The organism is Paenibacillus riograndensis SBR5 (assembly GCF_000981585.1).
GTDB classification, from domain to species: Bacteria; Bacillota; Bacilli; order Paenibacillales; family Paenibacillaceae; genus Paenibacillus_AQ; species Paenibacillus_AQ riograndensis.
Window position 1 is genome coordinate 5251473 of sequence record NZ_LN831776.1, and the last position, 20033, is coordinate 5271505.

The following is a 20033-nucleotide window of genomic DNA, read 5'->3' on the forward strand; positions in this document are numbered from 1 at the left end:
CTGTGGCATATAGATGAATGGCTATAGGGATTTTTGTTTTTCATGTTCGCTTTATATAGCTTCTAAAAATCCGGCGGCTCAAGTCTGCTCCGTATCCTCAAAGGTCATCTGGCTGTCCAGCTTGCTGAACAGGAGCTGTGTCTCCTCTTCCAGGTCGTCGGTGGAGGCGTCGAAGTTTGAAGGCTCCGGCAGCTCCTTCAAATCGGCCAGCCCGAAACTCTCAAGGAACGATTTGGTGGTTCCATACAGAATAGGGCGGCCCACCGCTTCCGCACGCCCGACCTCCTGGATCAAATCCTTGTTGTTCAGTGTATGAATGGCCCGTTCAGACTTCACTCCGCGGATCTCCTCAATCTCCACACGGGTAATCGGCTGACGGTAAGCGACGATGGCCAGTGTCTCCAGCGCTGCCTGGGACAAGGATGCGCGTGAAGGTGAATAAGCGAGCCTTTCGAAATAAGGCGCATGGTCTGGCAGCGTAGCCAGACGGTAGTTCCCGGCAATCTGCACGACCTGCAGGCCGCGTTCATGGGACACATAATCCTCTTTCAGCTCCTGCAGCGCTTTGCCGGCAATATCCGGCCGCTGCTCCGTAATTTCGGCGATCTGGCGGACAGACAGGCCTTCATCGCCGGACAGGAACAGCAGGCCTTCAATAATTGATTTCAGCGTTTTGAATTCCACTGAGATCTCCTCCTCCTCTCCACTCCATTACAATGTCATCAAATAATTTCTCCTGGTAACAGAATATGGCCTTCATTTTCATCAGCTCCAGAATAGCAAGAAAGGTAACCACAATCTCATGCCGGGCCATTTCATCATCCAGCAGCGCGGAGAAGCGCATTCTGCCGCCTGTCCCCTTGCGCTGGAGCGCTGCCGAGACATCGCGTATCCGGTCTTTTACGGAAATTTCATCCCGGGTAATCCGCTGGTAGGAGGATCTCCGGGCCGCTTTGCTCAGCGCCTTCCGGAATGCGGCGATCAGGTCTGCAGTATGCAAGCCCTTTAGCGTATTATCGATTTGGGCCGGCACAAAAGGACCCAGGTCCTCCGGCTCCTTGGTGAAGATCAGGCTGCGTTCACTCTCCATATCCAGCAGCTGCACGGCAATGCTCTTGAACTTGCGGTATTCGATCAGCCGCTGAACCAGCTCTGCACGCGGATCATAATCGTCGTCCTCGTAATATTCGAAATCCTCGATTTCAATAACCGGCGGCTTCGGCAGCAGCAGCTTGCTCTTGATCGACAGCAGCGTTGCAGCCATCACTAAAAATTCACTGGTGATATCCAGCTCAAGCTCCTGCATCGTCCTTAGATATTCCATGTACTGCTCGGTGATCTCGCTGACCGGAATGTCCTGGATGTCGATTTCCGCCTTGTCTATTAAGTGCAAGAGCAAATCGAGCGGACCTTCGAACGTCTCCAGCTTGTACAATACAGTCACGCGGTTTCCTCCCGCCAAAAAAAAGTAAAGTGCAGCGCCGCACGGGCGCTACACAAGTAGAAAGATCTTATGGTTCATGCTTTCTTCTCATACATATAAATAAGCACGATTTTAGCTGATTCGTCAAGAGTCTCTTATTCAAGCAGAAGCATCTTATTTTTTAAACAGCTTGTTCAGGTTCGCCATTTCAATGGCAGAGGCCGCAGCATCCCAGCCTTTATTGCCGGCCTTGGTTCCGGAGCGCTCAATCGCCTGCTCGATATTTTCGGTAGTCACTACGCCAAAAATGGTTGGAATACCGGTCTTCAGATTGATGGCCGCCACCCCTTTGGCTACCTCGTTGCACACATAATCATAATGGGTTGTTGATCCGCGAATGACGGTTCCCAATGCGATGACTGCATCGTATCTGCCGCTTTCCGCCATTTTCTGGGCAATCAGCGGAATTTCGAACACGCCCGGAACCCAGGCCACATCCACTTCATCATCAGCTACACCATGACGCTTGAACGCATCCAGCGCACCGGACAGCAGCTTGCTGGTAATAAACTCATTAAAACGCCCTACTACTACCCCGTATCTCAGTCCCTCGGATACTAAATGTCCTTCTAAATAATTCGGCATTGTATTCATCAACCTTTCATTAGTAAGTGATTATGGAGGTTACAGCTTGGAATCCTCATTTTGCTCGATGTTGTCAAAAGTCAGCAGATGGCCCAGCTTGGCCTGCTTGGTATGGAGATAGTTGGTATTGTCCTTGTTCTCCGGCATTTGGATCGGCACACGTTCCACAACCTCAAGACCGTAGCCTTCCAGTCCTTTGATCTTGCGCGGATTGTTGGTCATCAGTTTGATCTGGCGTACCCCCAGATCCTTAAGAATCTGGGCGCCGATGCCATAGTCGCGCAGGTCTGCCGGGAAGCCCAGCTTCAGGTTGGCATCCACCGTATCCAGACCTTCCTCTTGAAGCTTGTAGGCGCGGAGCTTGTTGATCAGCCCGATGCCTCTGCCCTCCTGGCGCATATAGAGCAGAACCCCCCGGCCTGCCGCTTCAATCTGGCGCAGCGCCGCTTCAAACTGTGGGCCGCAGTCGCAGCGGTGAGAGTGGAACACATCGCCGGTCAGGCATTCGGAATGAACACGGACCAGCACCGGCTCTTCACCGGAAATATCGCCTTTGACCAAAGCGACATGTTCTTTGTCATCTACTTCATTCGTATAGGCGATCGTCTGAAAGTCGCCGAAATCCGTCGGCAGCTTGACCGAAACCTCACGGGTGACCAGCTGCTCCTTCTCATTGCGGTAATGAATGAGATCCTTAATGCTGATCAGCTTGAGCTCATGCTTGCGCGCAATCTCCACCAGATCCGGCAGACGGGCCATGGTCCCGTCTTCCTTAACCACTTCACAGATTACGCTGGCCGGATAAGCGCCGCACATGCGGGCCAGGTCCACAGCAGCTTCCGTATGTCCGGAGCGGCGCAGCACACCGCCTTTTTTGGCAATCAGCGGGAACATATGCCCCGGTCTGCGGAAGTCGGAAGGTTTGGCCTCCGGGTCCATCAGCGCCTGAATGGTTTTGGATCTTTCTGCGGCTGAAATACCTGTGGTGGTATCCTTGTGATCGACGGATACGGTAAAAGCTGTGCCATGATTGTCGGTATTATGTGCAACCATAGGCTGCAGATCCAGTTCTGCCGCCCGCTCTGCCGTAATCGGCACACAGACCAGCCCGCGTCCCTCTGTAATCATGAAGTTGATCACTTCCGGTGTGGAGCGTTCGGCCAGTGCGATGAAGTCCCCTTCATTTTCGCGGTCTTCGTCATCCACTACGATAATGACCTTGCCGCGCATCAGATCATAAATTGCGTCCTCAATCGGGTCCAGGACGCTGTCGTTCTTGATTGGCTGGCTCATCTTTCTGTCCTCCTGACAGCTTGGCGTACCCTAATAAGGGCTTAAGCGCAAGCCTGCTCTTTATTTATACAAACCCGTTCGCCGCCAGAAAATCACGGCTGATCCGGGAGCTGTTCGCTTCTTCCGCATTCCCTGCACGTGAACCGTAGTTAAGGAGATGGTCCACATACTTGCCCAGCACATCGCATTCCAGATTGATCCGGTCCCCGGTCCGCTTGTGGGCCAGGACCGTTTCACCGAGCGTATGGGGAATGATGGATACGGTAAACGCAGAAGCTGAAGTGTCGACGACGGTCAGGCTGATGCCGTCAATGGTAATGGAGCCTTTGGGAATAATGAATTTGAACAGCGATGTACGCTCTGGAGCAATCTCGAAGACGACCGCGTTCTGGTCGCGTTTGACGCTGCGGATTTCCCCGGTTCCGTCTACATGGCCTTGCACAATATGTCCGCCGAAACGGCCGCCGGCCGCCATGGCCCGCTCCAGGTTCATTCTGCTTCCGCTGCGCAGCTCCTTCAGTGTGCTGTTCCGGTACGTCTGAGGCATGACATCAACGGTAAAAGAATGATCGCCGATGGAAGTCGCCGTGAGACAGACGCCATTCACCGATACGCTGTCGCCGATTTTCAAGTCATCCATAATGAGGGATGCGCCGATGTTCAGCACCATCATCTCGCCTCCGCTGGTCACCCCGCGCAGCACTCCGACCTCTTCAATTAAACCTGTGAACATGTGATCGCCTCCTGATATTTGCTTTAGCGGATAGGCGTGCCGCTGATACACACATTATCCCCGAGCACTTCCACTTCCAATCCTTCCAGTGTAACCGCGCTTTGCATCAGCTCTACACCTGGAAAGTCGAAGGTTCCGGGTGAAGCTGAGCCGCCCCCTACGATCTTCGGGGCGAAGAACAGGACCACACGGTCCACCAGACCGTTCTCCAGCATGGCACCGTTCAGGGTTCCGCCGCCTTCCAGCAGGATCGAACCTATCTCCAGCCCGCCAAGACTGGTCATTGCCGCCTTGAGATCCACCCGCGGCCCGGCGCCGCTGACAACGATCTGCACCCCGGCATCGAGCAGTGCTGCCCGCTTCACAGGATCAGCAGATTCGGTAGTGACGACAATGGTGGGCGCCTGGCCATCACGGACGACAGCAGAATCAAGCGGAATCCGCAGCGTAGAGTCAATCACGATCCGGACCGGATTCAGTCCCGGCACTTCCATCCTCGTAGTCAAGGAAGGATTGTCGGCAATCACGGTGTTGACGCCAACCATAATTCCTTGGTGGCGGTGCCGCAGCGTGTGCACAATCTCCCGCGCCTGTCCATTGGATATCCATTTGCTGTCCCCGGTCCGGGTGGCCAGCTTCCCGTCAAGCGTGCTGGCGCTCTTCAGCGTGACAAAAGGCTGCTTGGTCAGAATATACTTGATGAATTTCTCGTTCAGCCGCAGAGCCCGGCTTCGGAGCAGCCCCACCTCAACCTCAATTCCCTGCTCCCGCAGCATGGTGATGCCACGCCCGGCAACCTGGGGATTGGGGTCCTCACAGGCCACAACCACGCGGGCAACCCCTTCATCAATCAGCCTCTGGCTGCAGGGGGGTGTCTTGCCATAGTGGCTGCAAGGCTCAAGAGTTACATAAGCCGTGCTTCCCTGCGCCTTGCCCGCCGCCATATTCAGCGCGTGCACTTCGGCGTGGCCTGTCCCCCGCTGCAGATGGGTGCCGAGGCCAATCATGGCTCCATCCTTCACGACAACACAGCCGACTACGGGATTAATGCCAGTCTGGCCTTGCGCTCTTTCCGCCATATCCAGTGCGAGCGACATATAAAACTCGTCGTTCATTGTATCCATATCCTGCCTCCCATCACATAGCTGCTCTATCTTTTGTCCAGTTAAAAACATAAAAACCCGCCTCAATCTCCAGGCGGAGTTCAAGACGGGTTATACGAGAGTTTACCGGCAGTCAAATAAAACTGCGGCTTCCACACTCAATAAGGACCAAATGTGAAAGTTCGCACATAATATTTGAATACACTGCAGCACGTCTGTGCATGTAAGCACAAACGAAAGTCTCTCCTTCTTCCATCCAGACTATACTGTCGGTCCCGGAATTGCACCGGGTCCACCGTCCGTATGATATATACGAAGCGGGTAGCGGACTGAGCAGCGCAATCAGCTTGTTCAGCCAATCACAGTTGCATCACCGCCGGTAGGGAATTGCACCCTGCCCTGAAGGATTGATCTATTTAATTAATTTTCAGGTTTTGCCTACAACAAAATTATCACTTTGCCACCGGAAATGCAAGTGCGTTTATGAAATTAACTTTATTTATGTAACTTAATTATCCTTTTGACCCTGCTTGTCCGTACGCAATAAATCACGGATCTCTGTCAACAATGCTACTTCAGGTGCCGGTGCGGGAGTCTCCACTACCTCCACTTTCACGGGTTCCTTGCGCTTGAAACGGTTAACCAGCTTGACCACCATGAAGATCGAGAAGGCAATGATAAAGAAATCGACAACAGACTGCAGAAACACCCCGTATTTCACGACAGCATCTCCATAGGCAAAAGAAAGTCCCTTCAAATCGATACCCCCGGTGAGTATCCCGACCAGCGGCATGATAATGTCCGTGACCAGCGAGGAGACAATCTTCCCGAACGCTGCGCCAATGACTACCGCCACTGCCAGATCCAGCACATTTCCCTTCAGAGCAAACTTTTTAAACTCTTCCCACATTTCGATCTCCTCCAATATCTTAAATCTTGAATTTGAAGTTATTATAGCATTTGTTCAAGACCTTGGAAGAAATAATTAAGCTTTTCACTATCTATATAGAGTGAACTTAAGAGCTTTACATTAGGGACTTCGTCGGGACTCCGGAGAATGTTTGGACTTCCGGCCGCTGTTGTCTGCAGATTTCTTGATTGTATACCGTTATTAACGGTTGAAATCCGCAGACAAAGGCGGACGCATTCGCTCCTCCAGTTCCAAACTTCCCCTCCATCCCTGTTCCCTTTTGTTCGTTTTTCAACTTCGCTTTATATAACCTGAGGATGCATATATCAGGAAATATGCAGCTCCCTGTATGTGGCTTCGATGAACCAGGTGTATACCGAAGGAGGATACTCCCTTACCCGTTCGTAAGCGATCTCTGACTGCTGGCGTGCTTCCTCCATCTTCCCTTGTCTGGCGTAGATCTTGGCCTTGTAGGCATAAGAAGTAAAGACAGCTGCACGGTCCAGCGGATGATAGGCATCATCCGGCAGGATAACTTTTGACAGCGCCGCCAGCGCTTCTTCATCCCGGCCCAAATGATACAGGGCAATCCCGGTTTGCAGGCAGCAACCCGATTCATACCTGGTTCCCTTGCTTTGATACTTCTGCCCAAGCATGATGGCTTCTTCATACCGCCGTTCTGCATTAGCCAGCCTGATCTCGGCCAGATGAACAAGCTGTACGGATTGCTCATCCTCTGTAACCTGCACGAATAGCTTAGCCTTGTCCAAATACATGCCCGCCTCATCCAGATTCCCGGACATCAGGGCAAGCTTGGACAATACACGGTATAGATGATCTGTCAAATAATACACGCCTTCCTCCCGTGACAGGGCGATTGCCGCCAGCGCCGCTCTCCGGCTTCCATCATATTGGCCCAGCGCCGATAAGGTCACACTTTCCGCATAGTGAAGGTCTATTTCGAATAAAAAATCGTTGCCGGTTTTTTTGCTTACATAGTCTTCCCTGACCCGCAGGATCAGTTCGAGGCTCTCGCTGTACCGGCTCTGCGTGAAAAGCAAAGCATAGGCCAAATACTGAACTTTTGCGCTTTCCACATATAAATTGAACCGTTCATAAATCTCTACGGCCCGCCGGATTGCCTCTTCTCCTCCCTCTGTTCCTGTGTGGTAGCAGGCGTTCACATAGAACCCCATCAGCCGTGCGGCATCCACCGTCATGGGGAGTCTGCCGTCCATAAGGGGTTTAACGCCGGATACAATCGCCTGATAGTTTTTGTGCTTGAACTTGGCTTCAATATCGCGCACCAGGCGGGTAAGCTCTGCGTTTTGCTCCTCTTCAAGAAAATAGCCTGCGTCCACCCCAAGCCGCGCCGCCAAAATTTGCAGACTGCGCATAGAAGGCAGCGCTTTGCCGTTTTCGATTTGGCTGAGCATACTTTTGGTCATATCCTCACCAGCCAGATCACTTTGCGTGAGCCGTTTGCTTGTACGCAAATACTTGATTTTATCTCCAATCGTTTGTTTGCTTGTCATTTAAAGGGGCCATCCTTCTGTCGATTTTGTCTCCAGTATAGCGTAAACGAAAACTCAGAGAAAGTAATGTTAAATATAATTTAACTTTTCATTGCATATTAATCCCTTCCGACTTAGAATAAGTTTAATAATACTTAACTTTATGAAAGAGGGTTTCATATGAAGATGAATGACCGTGTTTTTTGGACTCCAAGCAACCGGAACATGCTGCTGTTCTTTACGGGCAAACTGGCATCTGTCCTGGGCTCCGGAATGTATACCTTCGTGGTGGGATTATTTATTCTGAAGCTCACAGGCTCCGGAGGAAGCTTTGCGGTTACGATGGTCTGCGGGCTGCTGCCCCGGATTCTGCTTGCGCCCTTCGCCGGCGTAACCGCTGACCGGATGAACCGCCGCAAGCTGCTGATCTGCTCTGATCTTGCCGCCGTCCTGACGCTTCTGCTGACCTTTCTGACCGTCTCCCTGGGAGGTGTGTCACTGCTTCCTGTCTATGCGTCCCTGGTTCTGCTGTCCGTCTGCTCCACCTTTTATGGAATTGCCGTCTCCTCCTCACTGCTGCAGCTTGTGGAGGATGAACAAATCCAGCGTGCCGGGTCGCTCAATCAAATCGCCGGCTCCATCGGCAACCTGCTCGCGCCAGTGCTCGGCGGAATGCTGTACGCCCTGGTCCCCCTCAAGCTGTTCATGCTGCTGAACGCGGCGGGCTTTGCCGTTTCGACCCTCATGAGCTGTGGTTTGCGGTTCAAACCCTCCACGGTCACGGGAGTACAGACCGAACTGCCGGATTCCGTCCCGGGAGGTGATGCCCGGCGGGTACAAACCAAAGTATTGGCAGAGCTGCGGAGCAGCCTTGCCGGAGGCATTTCTTATGTTTTTAAGAAACCTGTCATCCGCGCAGTAATCAACATCGTTTTCTGGGTCAACTTTTTCGTGGTATCGCTCAATGTTGTAATGCCCTTTGTCGCTGTGAAGTCCCTTTCGCTCTCTTCCAGCCAATATGGCACCATTAATGCCATGATGGCGGCAGGCATACTGGCTATGTCCCTGCTGCTGACCGTCCGCCGCCAAAAAACCAGCCCCGCCGGCTCGCTGATCCTCGGCCTGTCCACACTTGGCCTGCTGTTCATAGCCATGGCGCTTCCCATGCTGTTTACGTTCAGTACCACTTCCGCTTATTTTTTCCTGCTTATACTGATGTTTCTTGTGGGTGTCACAGTGATGAATATCAATATCCCCATCCAGGTGTACCTGCAGCAAACGGTGGAAGAAGAATATCGCGGAAGAGTGTTTGCTGTTGTCGAGACTGCCTCAGGGGCCATCGCGCCGGCAGGGATGATTCTGTATGGGATGCTGCTGGACCGGGTCCCGTCCGGTTTCCTGCTGCTGGCTTCCGGCGTTGCGATTGTATTAGTCGCCCTATTAGGACGAAGAGGACTTAAAAACGGCCGGGCGCTGGAGGTCATGCAGAACCGGGACCCCCTTCCGGAGCTTCATGCCTGAAAAGGCAGCCTGCAGCTCCAACCCTCCTCTTTGCACCAAACGGCAGCTCAAGTGGAAAAAGTCCACTTCATTCATCCTTTCCTGACCCCCGGCAAGCGTTAGTGGGAAAAAGTAAACTTAATCCGGCCCGTTCCGGCCGTTTCGGGTAAATCCGCTTCGAATAAGTATACTTTTTTCCACCTAATACCTTCTGTTGAAGGCTTTTGAGCCGATTTAGGTTCCCTAATTCCACTTCACTTGCCTGCAGCAACCTGACTGTGTTCCTCCTTACTAAAATTTCGCTGTCCCTTTTATACAGTAGAACTCACTTTTGCAGAGTGGAACAATATAAGCAATCGAGTAGGAGGCTACCCATTGACTGAGTAGCCGACCTCTCACACCACCGTACGTACCGTTCGGTATACGGCGGTTCAACCGCATAAGTGCCATTTACGTAATTGCTCGTACTCCTCCGTCTTTCGGATTTTTTTCCTACCGGACGTCTGTGAGACCTCCCCGGGTAAGAGCGATAACCTTCCCCTCATCTATCTGCCACATTTACATCCTGAGATTCGGGCAGTATTGGACTTTGCTTTGGATTGCAAGCTCGTCCGTCCCAGCATGCCTTGTATGTGATTTCTGTTCGTCAGACCGAGGGTTTGCCTCCGGCTTCCTTCAGATTCCGCCTCGCGGCGGACACCCTTGCCCTTGGCTAACAGTTCCTACTACCAAGCCTGTAGCGGACTTTCACCGCCTAGTTATCGCCCATGCCGGGCGTATCACACAAAGCGGGCAGCGCCAAGGCGTTGCCCGCTTCTTCATGAGCGCCAGCGGAGTCATGGTGCCGACTCTTGCATGACGGCTCGATGCGGGCGCAGCCTAGCGGAGCGCGCATCAAGCCGTCATGCCTTCCCCCGATCTCACCGGTAACGCGTCTGACCTGGCCTTAAGCTCCGTGCGGGGTGTGAAGCGACGGACAGGAACCTAGAGCGCCTTGGCTGGGGCGCTTTTGCTCGGCTGGTTATCGCCGGAGTAACCCCGCAGCGGGGCGTACCGGCTCTAAGGCGGCAAGAGCGGCCCACTAAGAGCCGGTAGCATCAGCCCAACCTCTATTTAGACCTTCTGTTTCTTTCCTTTGTCAGAACAAAAAACGCCCAAGTGGAAACCACCTGAATGCTTTTTTATTACTCCTCCATAATTAGTAGCCTATTTGTATTTCTTTATTTATATGTAACTGTTTACTCATAAATATATCTATAGTAAAATTTACCTTGTAATTATATTCATTTTAATGCAATAGAATGGGTTTTATAGTAAAATACACCTTTTTTTGTTTTGCTTCAAACCAAATTTCACTCCAAATCCTTTTACAGAAAAGAGGTTCTAAATTGAAAAGTAAAATTAAAGCTATCTTGTCCCTATCTCTACTCGGAACTCTAGCAGGCACAATATTTATCGGAAATGCTGATGCTGATTTATATGGATATAAACGTAAAAATGGTGGTATTTTTAGCGCATGGTACGACTCGTCAGTTGCATCCTATGGTTATACAGGTACTTATGATACAGCACGTTCTAATTGGGGCGGAATTAGTTCCAATGTCTCTATTAGTAAAGCTTCATCACCTAATGGGAATAGTATTGATGAGTACTATGCTGGGACTACAAGCGATCCCTTACTGTTAGGTTTAAATGTTGCCTATAATGTTTTTTGGCCGGGAAATATTCCTGTTAATAAATATGAAAAAAATTGGGATTATTCAGTAAATTCTTTGTATCACAATAACGTTACTGTTCCTAATGACGCTGCTGCCTCTGCACTTAAAGCTCGATTCACAGCAACACACGAAATCGGTCACTCTTTAGGATTAGATCACACCACAGGTACAAATGCTCAAAATTCTGTAATGAAAGGCGGTTGGCAAGGTAACGAAACATCTGCCAGTCCTACAACTTACGATAGAAATCAATTAAAATCTATTTACGGAAATTAATTAAGGGAGACTAAATATGAAAACTTATAATATTCGTAAACCTTTCCATATGTTCTTAACAATTCTACTTTTATTTTTTGTTTTCGCTAGTGCCTATTATTTTTTCATTTATAATTCAGTTAAAAGCACAGTAATTAACACAGCGGCTGTATATCCTGACTACGAAACAGAAGAAGCACTCTTCAATGAAGCAGATTTAGTTGTAGTTGGCTCCACTGATCAAAGCTTTGAGAATCGAGAACACATTAATGTAAGTTACCCAACAGGAGCAATTCAGGACTTTTATACAAAAACCGATTTTTCCGTAAAGCAGGCCCTAAAGGGTGATGTGCCAAATGATTCAATAATTGAAGTCGGCGAACCCATAGGTTACGTTCAAACACTTACAGGTAAAAGCAAGATAACACGGGATGAGTATACCGAATTACAACAATCCAGCGAATACCTACTTTACCTTAAACAAAATTCAGAGGGACTTTACTTTATTATCGCTGCCGAGTTGGGGAAATATAATATTGATAACACCGACCTCAATGAAAGCCAGAATGAAAAACAACAACAAATCAAACAAGAAATAATTAAAAGCAATATTCTTGATAATATCGATATTCAATGATCTGTCTAGCTGATCATTGAGGTGGTTCTTGCAACTCTTTTCACATCAAATAAAGAATTAAAGGTTAACCTCTGCTGGGGGGTTAACCTTTTATGTGCCACATCAAAAAGAACCGGCGGTCGCCGATTCTCTCCTTAAGTAACGAAGCGCGTGGTCTTTTACAACTTTATGGGACCCATCGGGGAAGCCACTTACGGGTTTGTGGAACCTAACGGAGAAGTCACTACCCTGGGGCAGCAAGAGATGAAGTTAAATCAGTTTTTCCACATTCCGGAAGAGAACAAATTTTAAAGCATTTCCACACACAAAGCGGGCAGCGCCAAGGCGTTGCCCGCTTCTTCATGAGCGTCAGCGGAGTCATGGTGCCGTCATGCCTTCCTCGATCTCGCCCACAACGCATTTGACCTGGCCTTAAGCTCCGTACTCGGTGTGAAGCGACGGACAGGAACCTAGAGCGCCTTGGCCGGGGCGCTTTTGCCCGGCTTAGGCGCTCTTGTTATCGGCCGGAGTAACCCCGCAGGGGGCGTACCGGCTCTTGGGCGGTGTTTTTCAGACGCCTTAGAGCCGGTAGCCTCAGCCCGACCGGTCGTTTGCTTTATCCTTCAGCTCTTGGGTTTCTGGCTGAACACAAAAAGCGCCCAAGTGAATACTGCTTCACCTGGACGTATCATTCCGTTTCCCCCGGCGTCGTTTCGCCGTTCAGAGATTAAAAAAAGAAAAAGGTTGTAAATTACCCTCTAAATTCTCCCTAATAGATGAGAAGCAAGACGGCGCTCCAGCTTCCAAGCTACTCATCTCACACAAATAAGGAGAGAAAAACAATGAACAGACACGGTGCAGTACGAACAATTACCAACTCGGCCTCTTATACGGGGGTGACAACCAAGCTCATTTTGCCCACGACTATTAACGCTGTCAACGGCTATGTTGATTGGTATCTGGGCATTGGGGATGCGGCCATTGAAAGCGGCATTTCGTATTCCTACGAAGGATTTAAGGTGTTTCTCGGCTCTTCCTATGGGGACGTATCAACGTATAATGAATCTCATCCGGTGGCCAGCCTGGCCAAAGGTCAGACCGTAGATTTGAAACTGGTATACGACTATGCGACGAACCGGGCAACCTTGTACGTAAATGGTTCACCCCTGCCTTGGACGAATAACGTCAACGTCGGTGCTACCAAAAACCTGCTGAGTACCCACAACAAAGTCAAAATGATTCATGGCGTGCAAGACCAGGGCGGTAGCTCGTACAGCCAAGCCAGCTTTTCGCAAACCCAGCTGCGAATGGATACCGCGGGAGCGGTTTACAATACATGGACGGACAATCTGTCTTCCACCAGTCGTGTAGTAGTCAGCACCAAGGAACATCCTGCTGATCCCACCAGCGCCGACAAATTCACCATCTATAACTTCGCTCCGCTTATTACCAAGCTTGACCCTGCCTAACAGGAGTAGTCATATAAAACAAAGAAGAAACTTCTTTTATAGAAGTTTCTTCTTTGTTTTTAGTAACATTTTGGATTTTCGTGCGTCTATAATACAGGGAGTGAAGACCAAAAATGGAACAAGGAGGATATGATAACGTGAACAAGATGTTGAAAAGAGGATTCATCGGATGTCTCATCGCGTCCCTGCTAGTCGTAGGAAGTGCCCTACCTACAGGAACGGCTTCCGCAGCTTCCTCAGCTATCAAAATTAGTATCAATGGCATTTACGCAAATATGGATGTGGCCCCTTATATCACCAAAGGAACCACAATGGTTCCTTTGCAGGTAGCCCAACAAATACCCGGCAGCTCGGTACAATGGAATAACGCATCCAAGACCGTCACGCTTACCCGAAACGGCGAAACCATCACCTTAGTGGCGGGTCAGAAAACAGCAAAGGTTGGAAATAAAGAAGTGAAACTGGAAGCAGCCTCGACCCTAAAACAAGGGCGTGTCATGGTTCCCTTGCGTTTTATCGCAGAATCGACGGGGGCGTATGTCCTGTGGAATCCCAAACAACGGATTGTATTCGTCGCCAAATCCAGTGAAGAGGAAGAGCTAAAGGAACAATTTGCCTCGTCCAGCCTGGCCGAAGCCCGAAGCGCAGCGCTAAAATTTCCAATGGTTAGCTCGTTGAAAGCCTTGGATATTACTCCCAGCGAAGTAGGGGGTAATCAAGGTTATTATTTCCCGGAAGGAAAAGCGGACCAATTTTTCTTGACTGGAGGCAACAGCATTTCATATTACGAAGTTGTGGGAAACCACAGCGAGAAAAAATGGACGGCCACCTTTGATTCGGTTAAAGCCTCCAGCGGCCTGTTCTTTTTGCCTCTAAAAATCACCAACCAGGACGGCGAACTTCCAAAAATAACGAGTCGTGTAGTTTTTTTTGAATTTATGGGGCATGTCGGAGAAGCAAAATACGGGTTCGTGGAGCCTAACGGAGAAGTCAAGACCCTGGGGACAAAGGAGATGAATTTAAATCAGTTTTTTGACATTCCGGAAGAGAAAACATCTTAAAACATATCCAATCGAGTAGGAGGCTACCCATTGACTGAGTAGCCGACCTCTCACACCACCGTACGTACCGTTCGGTATACGGCGGTTCAACCGCATAAGTGCAATTTACGTAATTGCTCGTACTGTGCAGGGAAGTCATAATATCCGGCCTGTGCGAGCTTTTCGTTTGTTATGGAACGGGACAGCACCGGGCTTCCGGCCACTCGCCAGTAGCCCAGGCGGGAGTTCCCCCATTGGTAAGCCTGCCACTCTGGTATTCCCAGTTTCCGTAGGTTTTGTACCTTTGTTTTGGGCTTCTTCCACTGTTTCCAGATGTACATTCGCAGCCTTCTACGCAGCCATTCGCTCCAGCTTTGCAAGATCCGTTTTATATCGGCTACGTAGAAGTAGCCGATCCAGCCGCGAATGTAGACTTTCACCTTCTCCATCACTTGTGGAACATTCCTGCCCTGACTGCGGCTCGTCAGTTCCTTCAACTTCTTCTTTGCTTTGGCGAGGGATTGACCATGGGCGCGAATATACACTCCATTTCCGTTCTTGCCCAAGGCAAAGCCAAGAAACTTGAAATGCTTCCGAGCCACTACGCTCACGACCTTGCTTTTCTGCGCATTCACCTGGAGTCTCAGTTTATTCTCCAGGTACTTCCGGCAGGATTCCAGAAGCCGCGTTGCTGCCCGTTTGCTTTTCGCTAGTACCACGATATCGTCTGCATACCGAATGACCTTCACTCCACGGCTGCTCATCTCCTGGTCGAATTCGTTCAGATAAATATTCGCAAGCAGTGGAGATAAGGGGCCTCCTTGCGGAGAGCCTTCCTCCGTTTTGCAGTGTACCCCATTCTCCATAACCCCACTTTTCAGATATTTCTTAATCAGGTCGGTTACACGGTGATCCTGGATTTGCTTGCGTAGCAGATTCATCAGCAATTCATGATTCAGGGTGTCAAAATATTTGGAGAGGTCGATTTCGACTGCGTAGCCGTAGCCTTGCTGTGCGTACTCTCTTACCTTTCGGATGGCCTGCTGCGCACTCCGCTCGGGGCGGTAGCCGTAGCTTCCGTCAGAGAAGAGCCGTTCAAACAAGGGTTGTAGCTGCTGGGAGATCGCCTGTTGAATCACCCGGTCTATGACCGTAGGGATGCCCAGCTTCCGGACTCCGCTTCCATCTGGTTTGGGAATTTCCTTGCGCCGTACCGGGCTTGGCTTGTATCTGCCTTCTCGGATACTCTGTAAAAGCTCGCCCTTATGTTCCTGTAACCATGACAACGCGTCTTCTACGGTCATTCCGTCGATTCCCGGCGCTCCGTGGTTACGTTTCACCTGCTTGTAGGCCCTGTTCAGATTGTCTCTGTTCAAAATCTGCTCTAGCAGGTCTGTTGCACCGCCTCTTTCTCTACGTTCCCGAACGCTGGCGCTCCGCGCTCCCGCATACTCATCGCGTTCCACGTTATCCCTTTGCGGGTAGCCCTTTCGGTATTCTGCTTTCATCGCGCCATATCCCTTCTGGTATGTAATCGAGACTTGCGATTGTTTGGCCCTTTCCGAAAAAAAAACTTCCCGGTACTATGGCCTCTGCTGACTTCTCACAGCAAGCTTTACTCCGTCTTTCGGATTTTTTTCCTACCGGACGTCTGTGAGACCTCCCCGGGTAAGAGCGATAACCTTCCCCTCATCTATCTGCCACATTTACATCCTGAGATTCGGGCAGTATTGGACTTTGCTTTGGATTGCAAGCTCGTCCGTCCCAGCATGCCTTGTATGTGATTTCTGTTCGTCAGACCGAGGGTTTGCCTCTGGCTTCCTTCAGATTCCGCCTCGCGGTGGACACCCTTGCCCTTGGCTAACAGTTCCTACTGCCAAGCCTGTAGCGGACTTTCACCGCCTAGTTATCGCCCATGCCGGGCGCACAAGACGAAAAGCACACGGCAATAAATCTGCCGTGTGCCTTTTTTACTGTATCGGGTTGTTCCTACTCTTTACGGTTTTTGAATACTCTGCTGAGAATAAACCCGGCAAGGACCAGAGCCAAACCGGCCATATATATAGGCAGCGGGCTGCTTTCACCAGTCTGAGGGAGCTTGCCGTCAGCTGCAGGATTAACAGCGGTTCCTTTCGGAACATCATCTTCGTCGACTGTCACTCCGCCCAGCGGAACTTCATCGTCAATAGGTGTTTCCTCATCCGTATTCCCTCCGGCTGCCGGTGAAGCAGAAGGGGACGGAGAAGCCGCCGCAGTCGCTGCTGGAGTTACTGCCGGCCCTGCTGGAATCTGCGGCTCATCAATGATTATTCCCGGCACACTGGACACTGCAGGTGTGGGTGCTGGAATAAACGGAACATCTGTTGACGTTGGCGCCGCCGTAGGACCAGATGTCGGTGCTGGTGATGCCGTCACCGCCGGTGATTCTGACGGCGTTGTAGTCGCTCCCGGCGACTCCGTCGGTGTTGTTGACGGCGTCGCAGTCGCTACCGGAGACTCCGTTGGTGTCGTTGACGGCGTTGGAGTCGGCGTAGGTGTCGGTGTCGGTGTCGGTGTCGGCGTAGGTGTAGCCGGGGCCAGCTTCGTATTGAGCACCGTTAAGTTGATTGTGGCTGAAGAGCCAATGGTAACCGGGTATTCACGTGTATCCAGAGCGTAACCGGCAGGAGCTGCTGTCTCAATCAGCACATAGCTTCCCAGCCATATATTGTTGAACACCGCGCTGCCTGCGGCATCCGTGGTCCGGGTATTGATAAGCACCCGTTCGGAGCCGTTCAGGCGGTACAGCTCAAAGGTCGCCCCTGCGAGTAGAAGCTGGCTGTCTGCCGCATCTAACTTCTGAACCGCCAGAGTCCCGCGTACACCGCTGCCTGTTCCCGAACCGCTGGAAACACCGACGGTAATTTCTCTGGTTGTTTCCTGGGTGACCCGCTCTACATTAGTCCCGGTGAGATTGACGGTATTCACCAGTTTTTCCCCTGTATTCGCAACGATCAGAGACTTGTATTCAAGGATATGGGCGTAACTAATATCATGCAGGAAACTGAGCACAAAGCTCTGCTTGCCGCCCTCATCCGTGATGACACGGAGTGTGTAATCAGAATCCCTAACCAATTCGGGTCCGCCTTTGATCAATTCTCCGTTTGTTTCCGCATAGGCAGGATAAAGGTGGAAGGAATCCGGCAGCAGAATCTGATTCCGGCTCGGAATATCTGTCAGTACCGCATTTTTTATGGTGGACTGTGAACGGTTGATTGCAATCGTCCAATCCAGCTTATCACCATTCTGCACGCCATTTTTGTAGACATATTCACCACCGTAAGGAATGTTGACCGAGGCGAATAAATCCTTGGATACTTTTCGGGTACCGTCCAGCAGCTTTGCCGTATTGTCGACCTTAGGACCAATCAGTTGTCCTTGCATAGTTGTATTGAACACTACGTAGTATGGTGAGCTTATGGCATCCTTGAATGTAACCTTCAGCTCATTGCCGGTACCGACAGTATAAGTGTAAGCATTCTTAGGAATCTCTGATCCCCGGGAAGGTTCACCATTGGCATCGATATTCATGTTAAAAACCCTGAGCGAGCCGTCCGCCATGATCTGGCCGGAAGTCAGAATATCCGTTATAACCGGGTCGGCAATCACCTTGCTGTTGTAATTGATTCCAAGGGTCCAGGCGAACAGTTTATATCTGGCATTATAAGCCCCGGCTTTGAAGCCATTGTTCTTCACCTCGGCACGGGGAATGAACAGCCCCTTCGCTTCCGTCCATTGCGCTTTGCCGTCACCGCCCACCCAGTCAATCCGCGCATTGTTCACAAAATTATCCGTATTGCCATACAGCCAGTCATTGCTGAACTCTGTGCGGTAGGCGATGGTATGGGTTCCCGAGACTGGTGAGGTGAACTTCACCTTGAACCCGGCATTCGGTTTCACTGGCGAATTATATTCCAGCGTATAGGCAGAGGCACCAAGCACCGTACCGCTTGCGTTCCTTACGACCACACTCTCCGGAATAAACTTCTGTCCCCCCTGCGGGAAGGTATCCGTAACAACTACATTATTCATCGGGTAGCCGTCGCCGTTCAGAGTAATTTTCCAGTCCGTTGTATGGTTCTTGTAATCGACACCCGAGAGATTTTTATAAATGATTGCCGACCGGATCAGCTGTGAAGCCTCTACGCTGTAGGTGCTGTCCGAAACTGTATTGCTGATCGTTGTATCCGTGAGTACGCGGTCCGCCGACTTGGTTTTGTATTCAATGCGGAACGCCGAAGAAATATCGTGCAAAAATTCCAGCTTGAAGCCTTTTTTACCCTGCCCAGTTGCTTCTGTCACCGTGTAGTCCACGTTCTCTGACAGGGCAGTGCCTTTTACAGCCGTCCCCGAGGAGTTCAGTGTCACCGGATAGACCTTCACCGAACCCGGAACCAGCTCCTGCGAGTTGTTGAACAAATCGGTCAGCACCCCGCTGCCCTGCGGGATCGCCTTATTGTTGTAGTTGTATTCAATGGCCCAGGAAATCACCTGTTTGCCCCATTCATAATTCGTAGCCAGTTTGTTCAGGCTTCCGCCGCGTTCGATGGTGACGGTGGCAGATGAGCTGACGGGCTCACGGCCATCCCCGGCAAAAGACGCCGTATTCGTAAAGCTGCTCCGCGTATCGCTGACAACCGCCGTAGTATAGGCAATCCGGTAAGCGCCTGTAATGGCAGGGTCCGTAAAATGCACCTTGAGCGTTCCGTCCGTCACTTCAGCGGTATACTTGCTGCTGTCCAGCAAAGCCCCTACCGTGACCGTCCCATCCAGCTGAACTCCCAGAGCATAGACTGCAAGCGTAACGGTGCTGTCCAGAGCCAGGCCTTCAGGAATCGGGTCTGTAACGACAGCACCCGCTACCCGCTCCAGCTTTTTGTTGACATCGACGGTCCAATCAATGTGGTCCGCATTGAAACCGCCAGAGACGCCTTTCTTCTCGATCGTTGAACCTACCGAAGGTTTGAAGTTCACAACAATGGTCTGAGTGCCGCCGTTGACCGGGAACACGATTTCCTGCACCGTGCTGCCCGAGATCACTTTTTTATCAAATTGGGTATTAATACTTAACGTACCTTGAACATTGTCATGAGTTTCGATGTAATTGTTGAAGGTCATCAGCACCTGGTGCGTGGATTGGCTGACTGTAAAACTGCCTACCTCCCCGTCATCGGATACCAGTGAACCGTTAATGTCATTGAACAGTTCAAATTGCGCGGGCAGCTGAAACGCAAAAGTGTCCCCGTCAACATACCCATGACCGTTAGGAAGCGCCCACGTATAATCCAGCTTCACACTGGAACCAACGTCATACACGCTGCCTGTTACCGTCTGCCCATCCGGCCCATACACAGCCATCGACACACTGGTAATAATGTCCCGGTCATTTTCAATTCCCGCTGCCGTAGCCTTCATGCTGAACCCGATGCTGTACGCATACTGCACAACCAGCATGAGTACGACCAAGGCAACGCTAATTCTTTTTTTCACCATACTTAAAAAGCCCCCATTCCCCTTGTATTATCGGATTCGCAAATTCCTCTTGCCCCTGCCGAAGACTACCGCCGAACACCCAGGTTAAAACATACTCCGCTTGAAAGCCAGTTATGTATTCCGGAAAATCCCGCGACCATCTTATGTGAATGTTCTGTGTTTTTTTCTTTTCTGGCCAGAGACTGCGATATATACTTATATCACCTTAGTGTAGATCATTAGAATCAGAAATTGTTAAAATTTCAGAATTTTATTTTTGCCAAATATTTCTCGTCTTTCAAG

General features: G+C 50.5%; 15 protein-coding genes and 1 riboswitch. Of the genes, 5 read left to right on the forward strand and 10 right to left on the reverse strand.

Going from position 1 to position 20033, the window contains the following annotated elements; all coding sequences use genetic code 11:
• Positions 1-78: 78 nt before the first annotated feature.
• The 8 genes from scpB to PRIO_RS22375 all read right to left on the reverse strand — a co-directional run bounded on the left by scpB (position 79) and on the right by PRIO_RS22375 (position 7642).
• Entirely contained in the window at positions 79-684 is a 606-nt protein-coding gene (scpB, locus tag PRIO_RS22340; RefSeq protein WP_020427528.1) for an SMC-Scp complex subunit ScpB, read from the reverse strand.
• The gene (locus PRIO_RS22345; protein ID WP_046504742.1) at positions 653-1444 is read right to left on the reverse strand and encodes a segregation and condensation protein A; all 792 of its coding nucleotides are present in this window, start codon (positions 1442-1444) and stop codon (positions 653-655) included. Before PRIO_RS22345 ends, scpB begins: the two co-directional genes overlap by 32 nt.
• 153 nt (positions 1445-1597) lie before the next feature.
• Positions 1598-2068, reverse strand: a complete 471-nt coding sequence (gene ribH / locus PRIO_RS22350) for a 6,7-dimethyl-8-ribityllumazine synthase (RefSeq protein WP_020427530.1) — start codon at positions 2066-2068, stop codon at positions 1598-1600.
• A 39-nt stretch (positions 2069-2107) separates the two neighbouring features.
• Entirely contained in the window at positions 2108-3361 is a 1254-nt protein-coding gene (locus tag PRIO_RS22355) for a bifunctional 3,4-dihydroxy-2-butanone-4-phosphate synthase/GTP cyclohydrolase II (protein WP_020427531.1), read from the reverse strand.
• Positions 3362-3425: 64 nt separating this feature from the next.
• Positions 3426-4094: a riboflavin synthase gene (locus PRIO_RS22360; protein ID WP_020427532.1), complete on the reverse strand. Its 669-nt coding sequence runs from the start codon at positions 4092-4094 to the stop codon at positions 3426-3428.
• A gap of 23 nt (positions 4095-4117) precedes the next feature.
• Positions 4118-5218 (reverse strand): bifunctional diaminohydroxyphosphoribosylaminopyrimidine deaminase/5-amino-6-(5-phosphoribosylamino)uracil reductase RibD, encoded by a 1101-nt coding sequence (ribD, locus tag PRIO_RS22365; RefSeq protein ID WP_020427533.1) that lies wholly within the window; start codon positions 5216-5218, stop codon positions 4118-4120.
• A 219-nt stretch (positions 5219-5437) separates the two neighbouring features.
• A riboswitch (FMN riboswitch) is annotated at positions 5438-5608 on the reverse strand.
• A 97-nt stretch (positions 5609-5705) separates the two neighbouring features.
• Positions 5706-6107: a large conductance mechanosensitive channel protein MscL gene (gene mscL / locus PRIO_RS22370; protein ID WP_020427534.1), complete on the reverse strand. Its 402-nt coding sequence runs from the start codon at positions 6105-6107 to the stop codon at positions 5706-5708.
• A 326-nt stretch (positions 6108-6433) separates the two neighbouring features.
• Positions 6434-7642: a helix-turn-helix domain-containing protein gene (locus PRIO_RS22375; protein ID WP_020427535.1), complete on the reverse strand. Its 1209-nt coding sequence runs from the start codon at positions 7640-7642 to the stop codon at positions 6434-6436.
• Between the two features lie 159 nt (positions 7643-7801).
• On the opposite strand from PRIO_RS22375, the gene PRIO_RS22380 reads away from it, so the two are divergent.
• From PRIO_RS22380 to PRIO_RS22405, 5 genes are all read left to right on the forward strand, one after another.
• Positions 7802-9142, forward strand: coding sequence for an MFS transporter (locus PRIO_RS22380; protein WP_046504749.1), 1341 nt, complete (start codon positions 7802-7804; stop codon positions 9140-9142).
• A 1367-nt stretch (positions 9143-10509) separates the two neighbouring features.
• Positions 10510-11115: a matrixin family metalloprotease gene (locus tag PRIO_RS35005; protein ID WP_167345652.1), complete on the forward strand. Its 606-nt coding sequence runs from the start codon at positions 10510-10512 to the stop codon at positions 11113-11115.
• 16 nt (positions 11116-11131) lie between these two features.
• Positions 11132-11731, forward strand: coding sequence for a hypothetical protein (locus tag PRIO_RS22395; RefSeq protein WP_025706130.1), 600 nt, complete (start codon positions 11132-11134; stop codon positions 11729-11731).
• Positions 11732-12552: 821 nt separating this feature from the next.
• Complete coding sequence (locus PRIO_RS22400) at positions 12553-13179, forward strand: hypothetical protein (protein ID WP_020427250.1); 627 nt, start codon at positions 12553-12555, stop codon at positions 13177-13179.
• A gap of 146 nt (positions 13180-13325) precedes the next feature.
• Positions 13326-14240: a copper amine oxidase N-terminal domain-containing protein gene (locus PRIO_RS22405; protein WP_036705308.1), complete on the forward strand. Its 915-nt coding sequence runs from the start codon at positions 13326-13328 to the stop codon at positions 14238-14240.
• An 86-nt stretch (positions 14241-14326) separates the two neighbouring features.
• Here the strand turns inward: PRIO_RS22405 and ltrA are convergent, their stop codons facing one another.
• Positions 14327-15727 carry a group II intron reverse transcriptase/maturase gene (gene ltrA / locus PRIO_RS22410; protein WP_046504760.1) on the reverse strand — a complete coding sequence of 467 codons (1401 nt, stop codon included), beginning with the start codon at positions 15725-15727 and terminating at the stop codon, positions 14327-14329.
• Between the two features lie 481 nt (positions 15728-16208).
• Positions 16209-19751 (reverse strand): LPXTG cell wall anchor domain-containing protein, encoded by a 3543-nt coding sequence (locus PRIO_RS22415; protein WP_020427253.1) that lies wholly within the window; start codon positions 19749-19751, stop codon positions 16209-16211.
• Positions 19752-20033 lie beyond the last annotated feature (282 nt).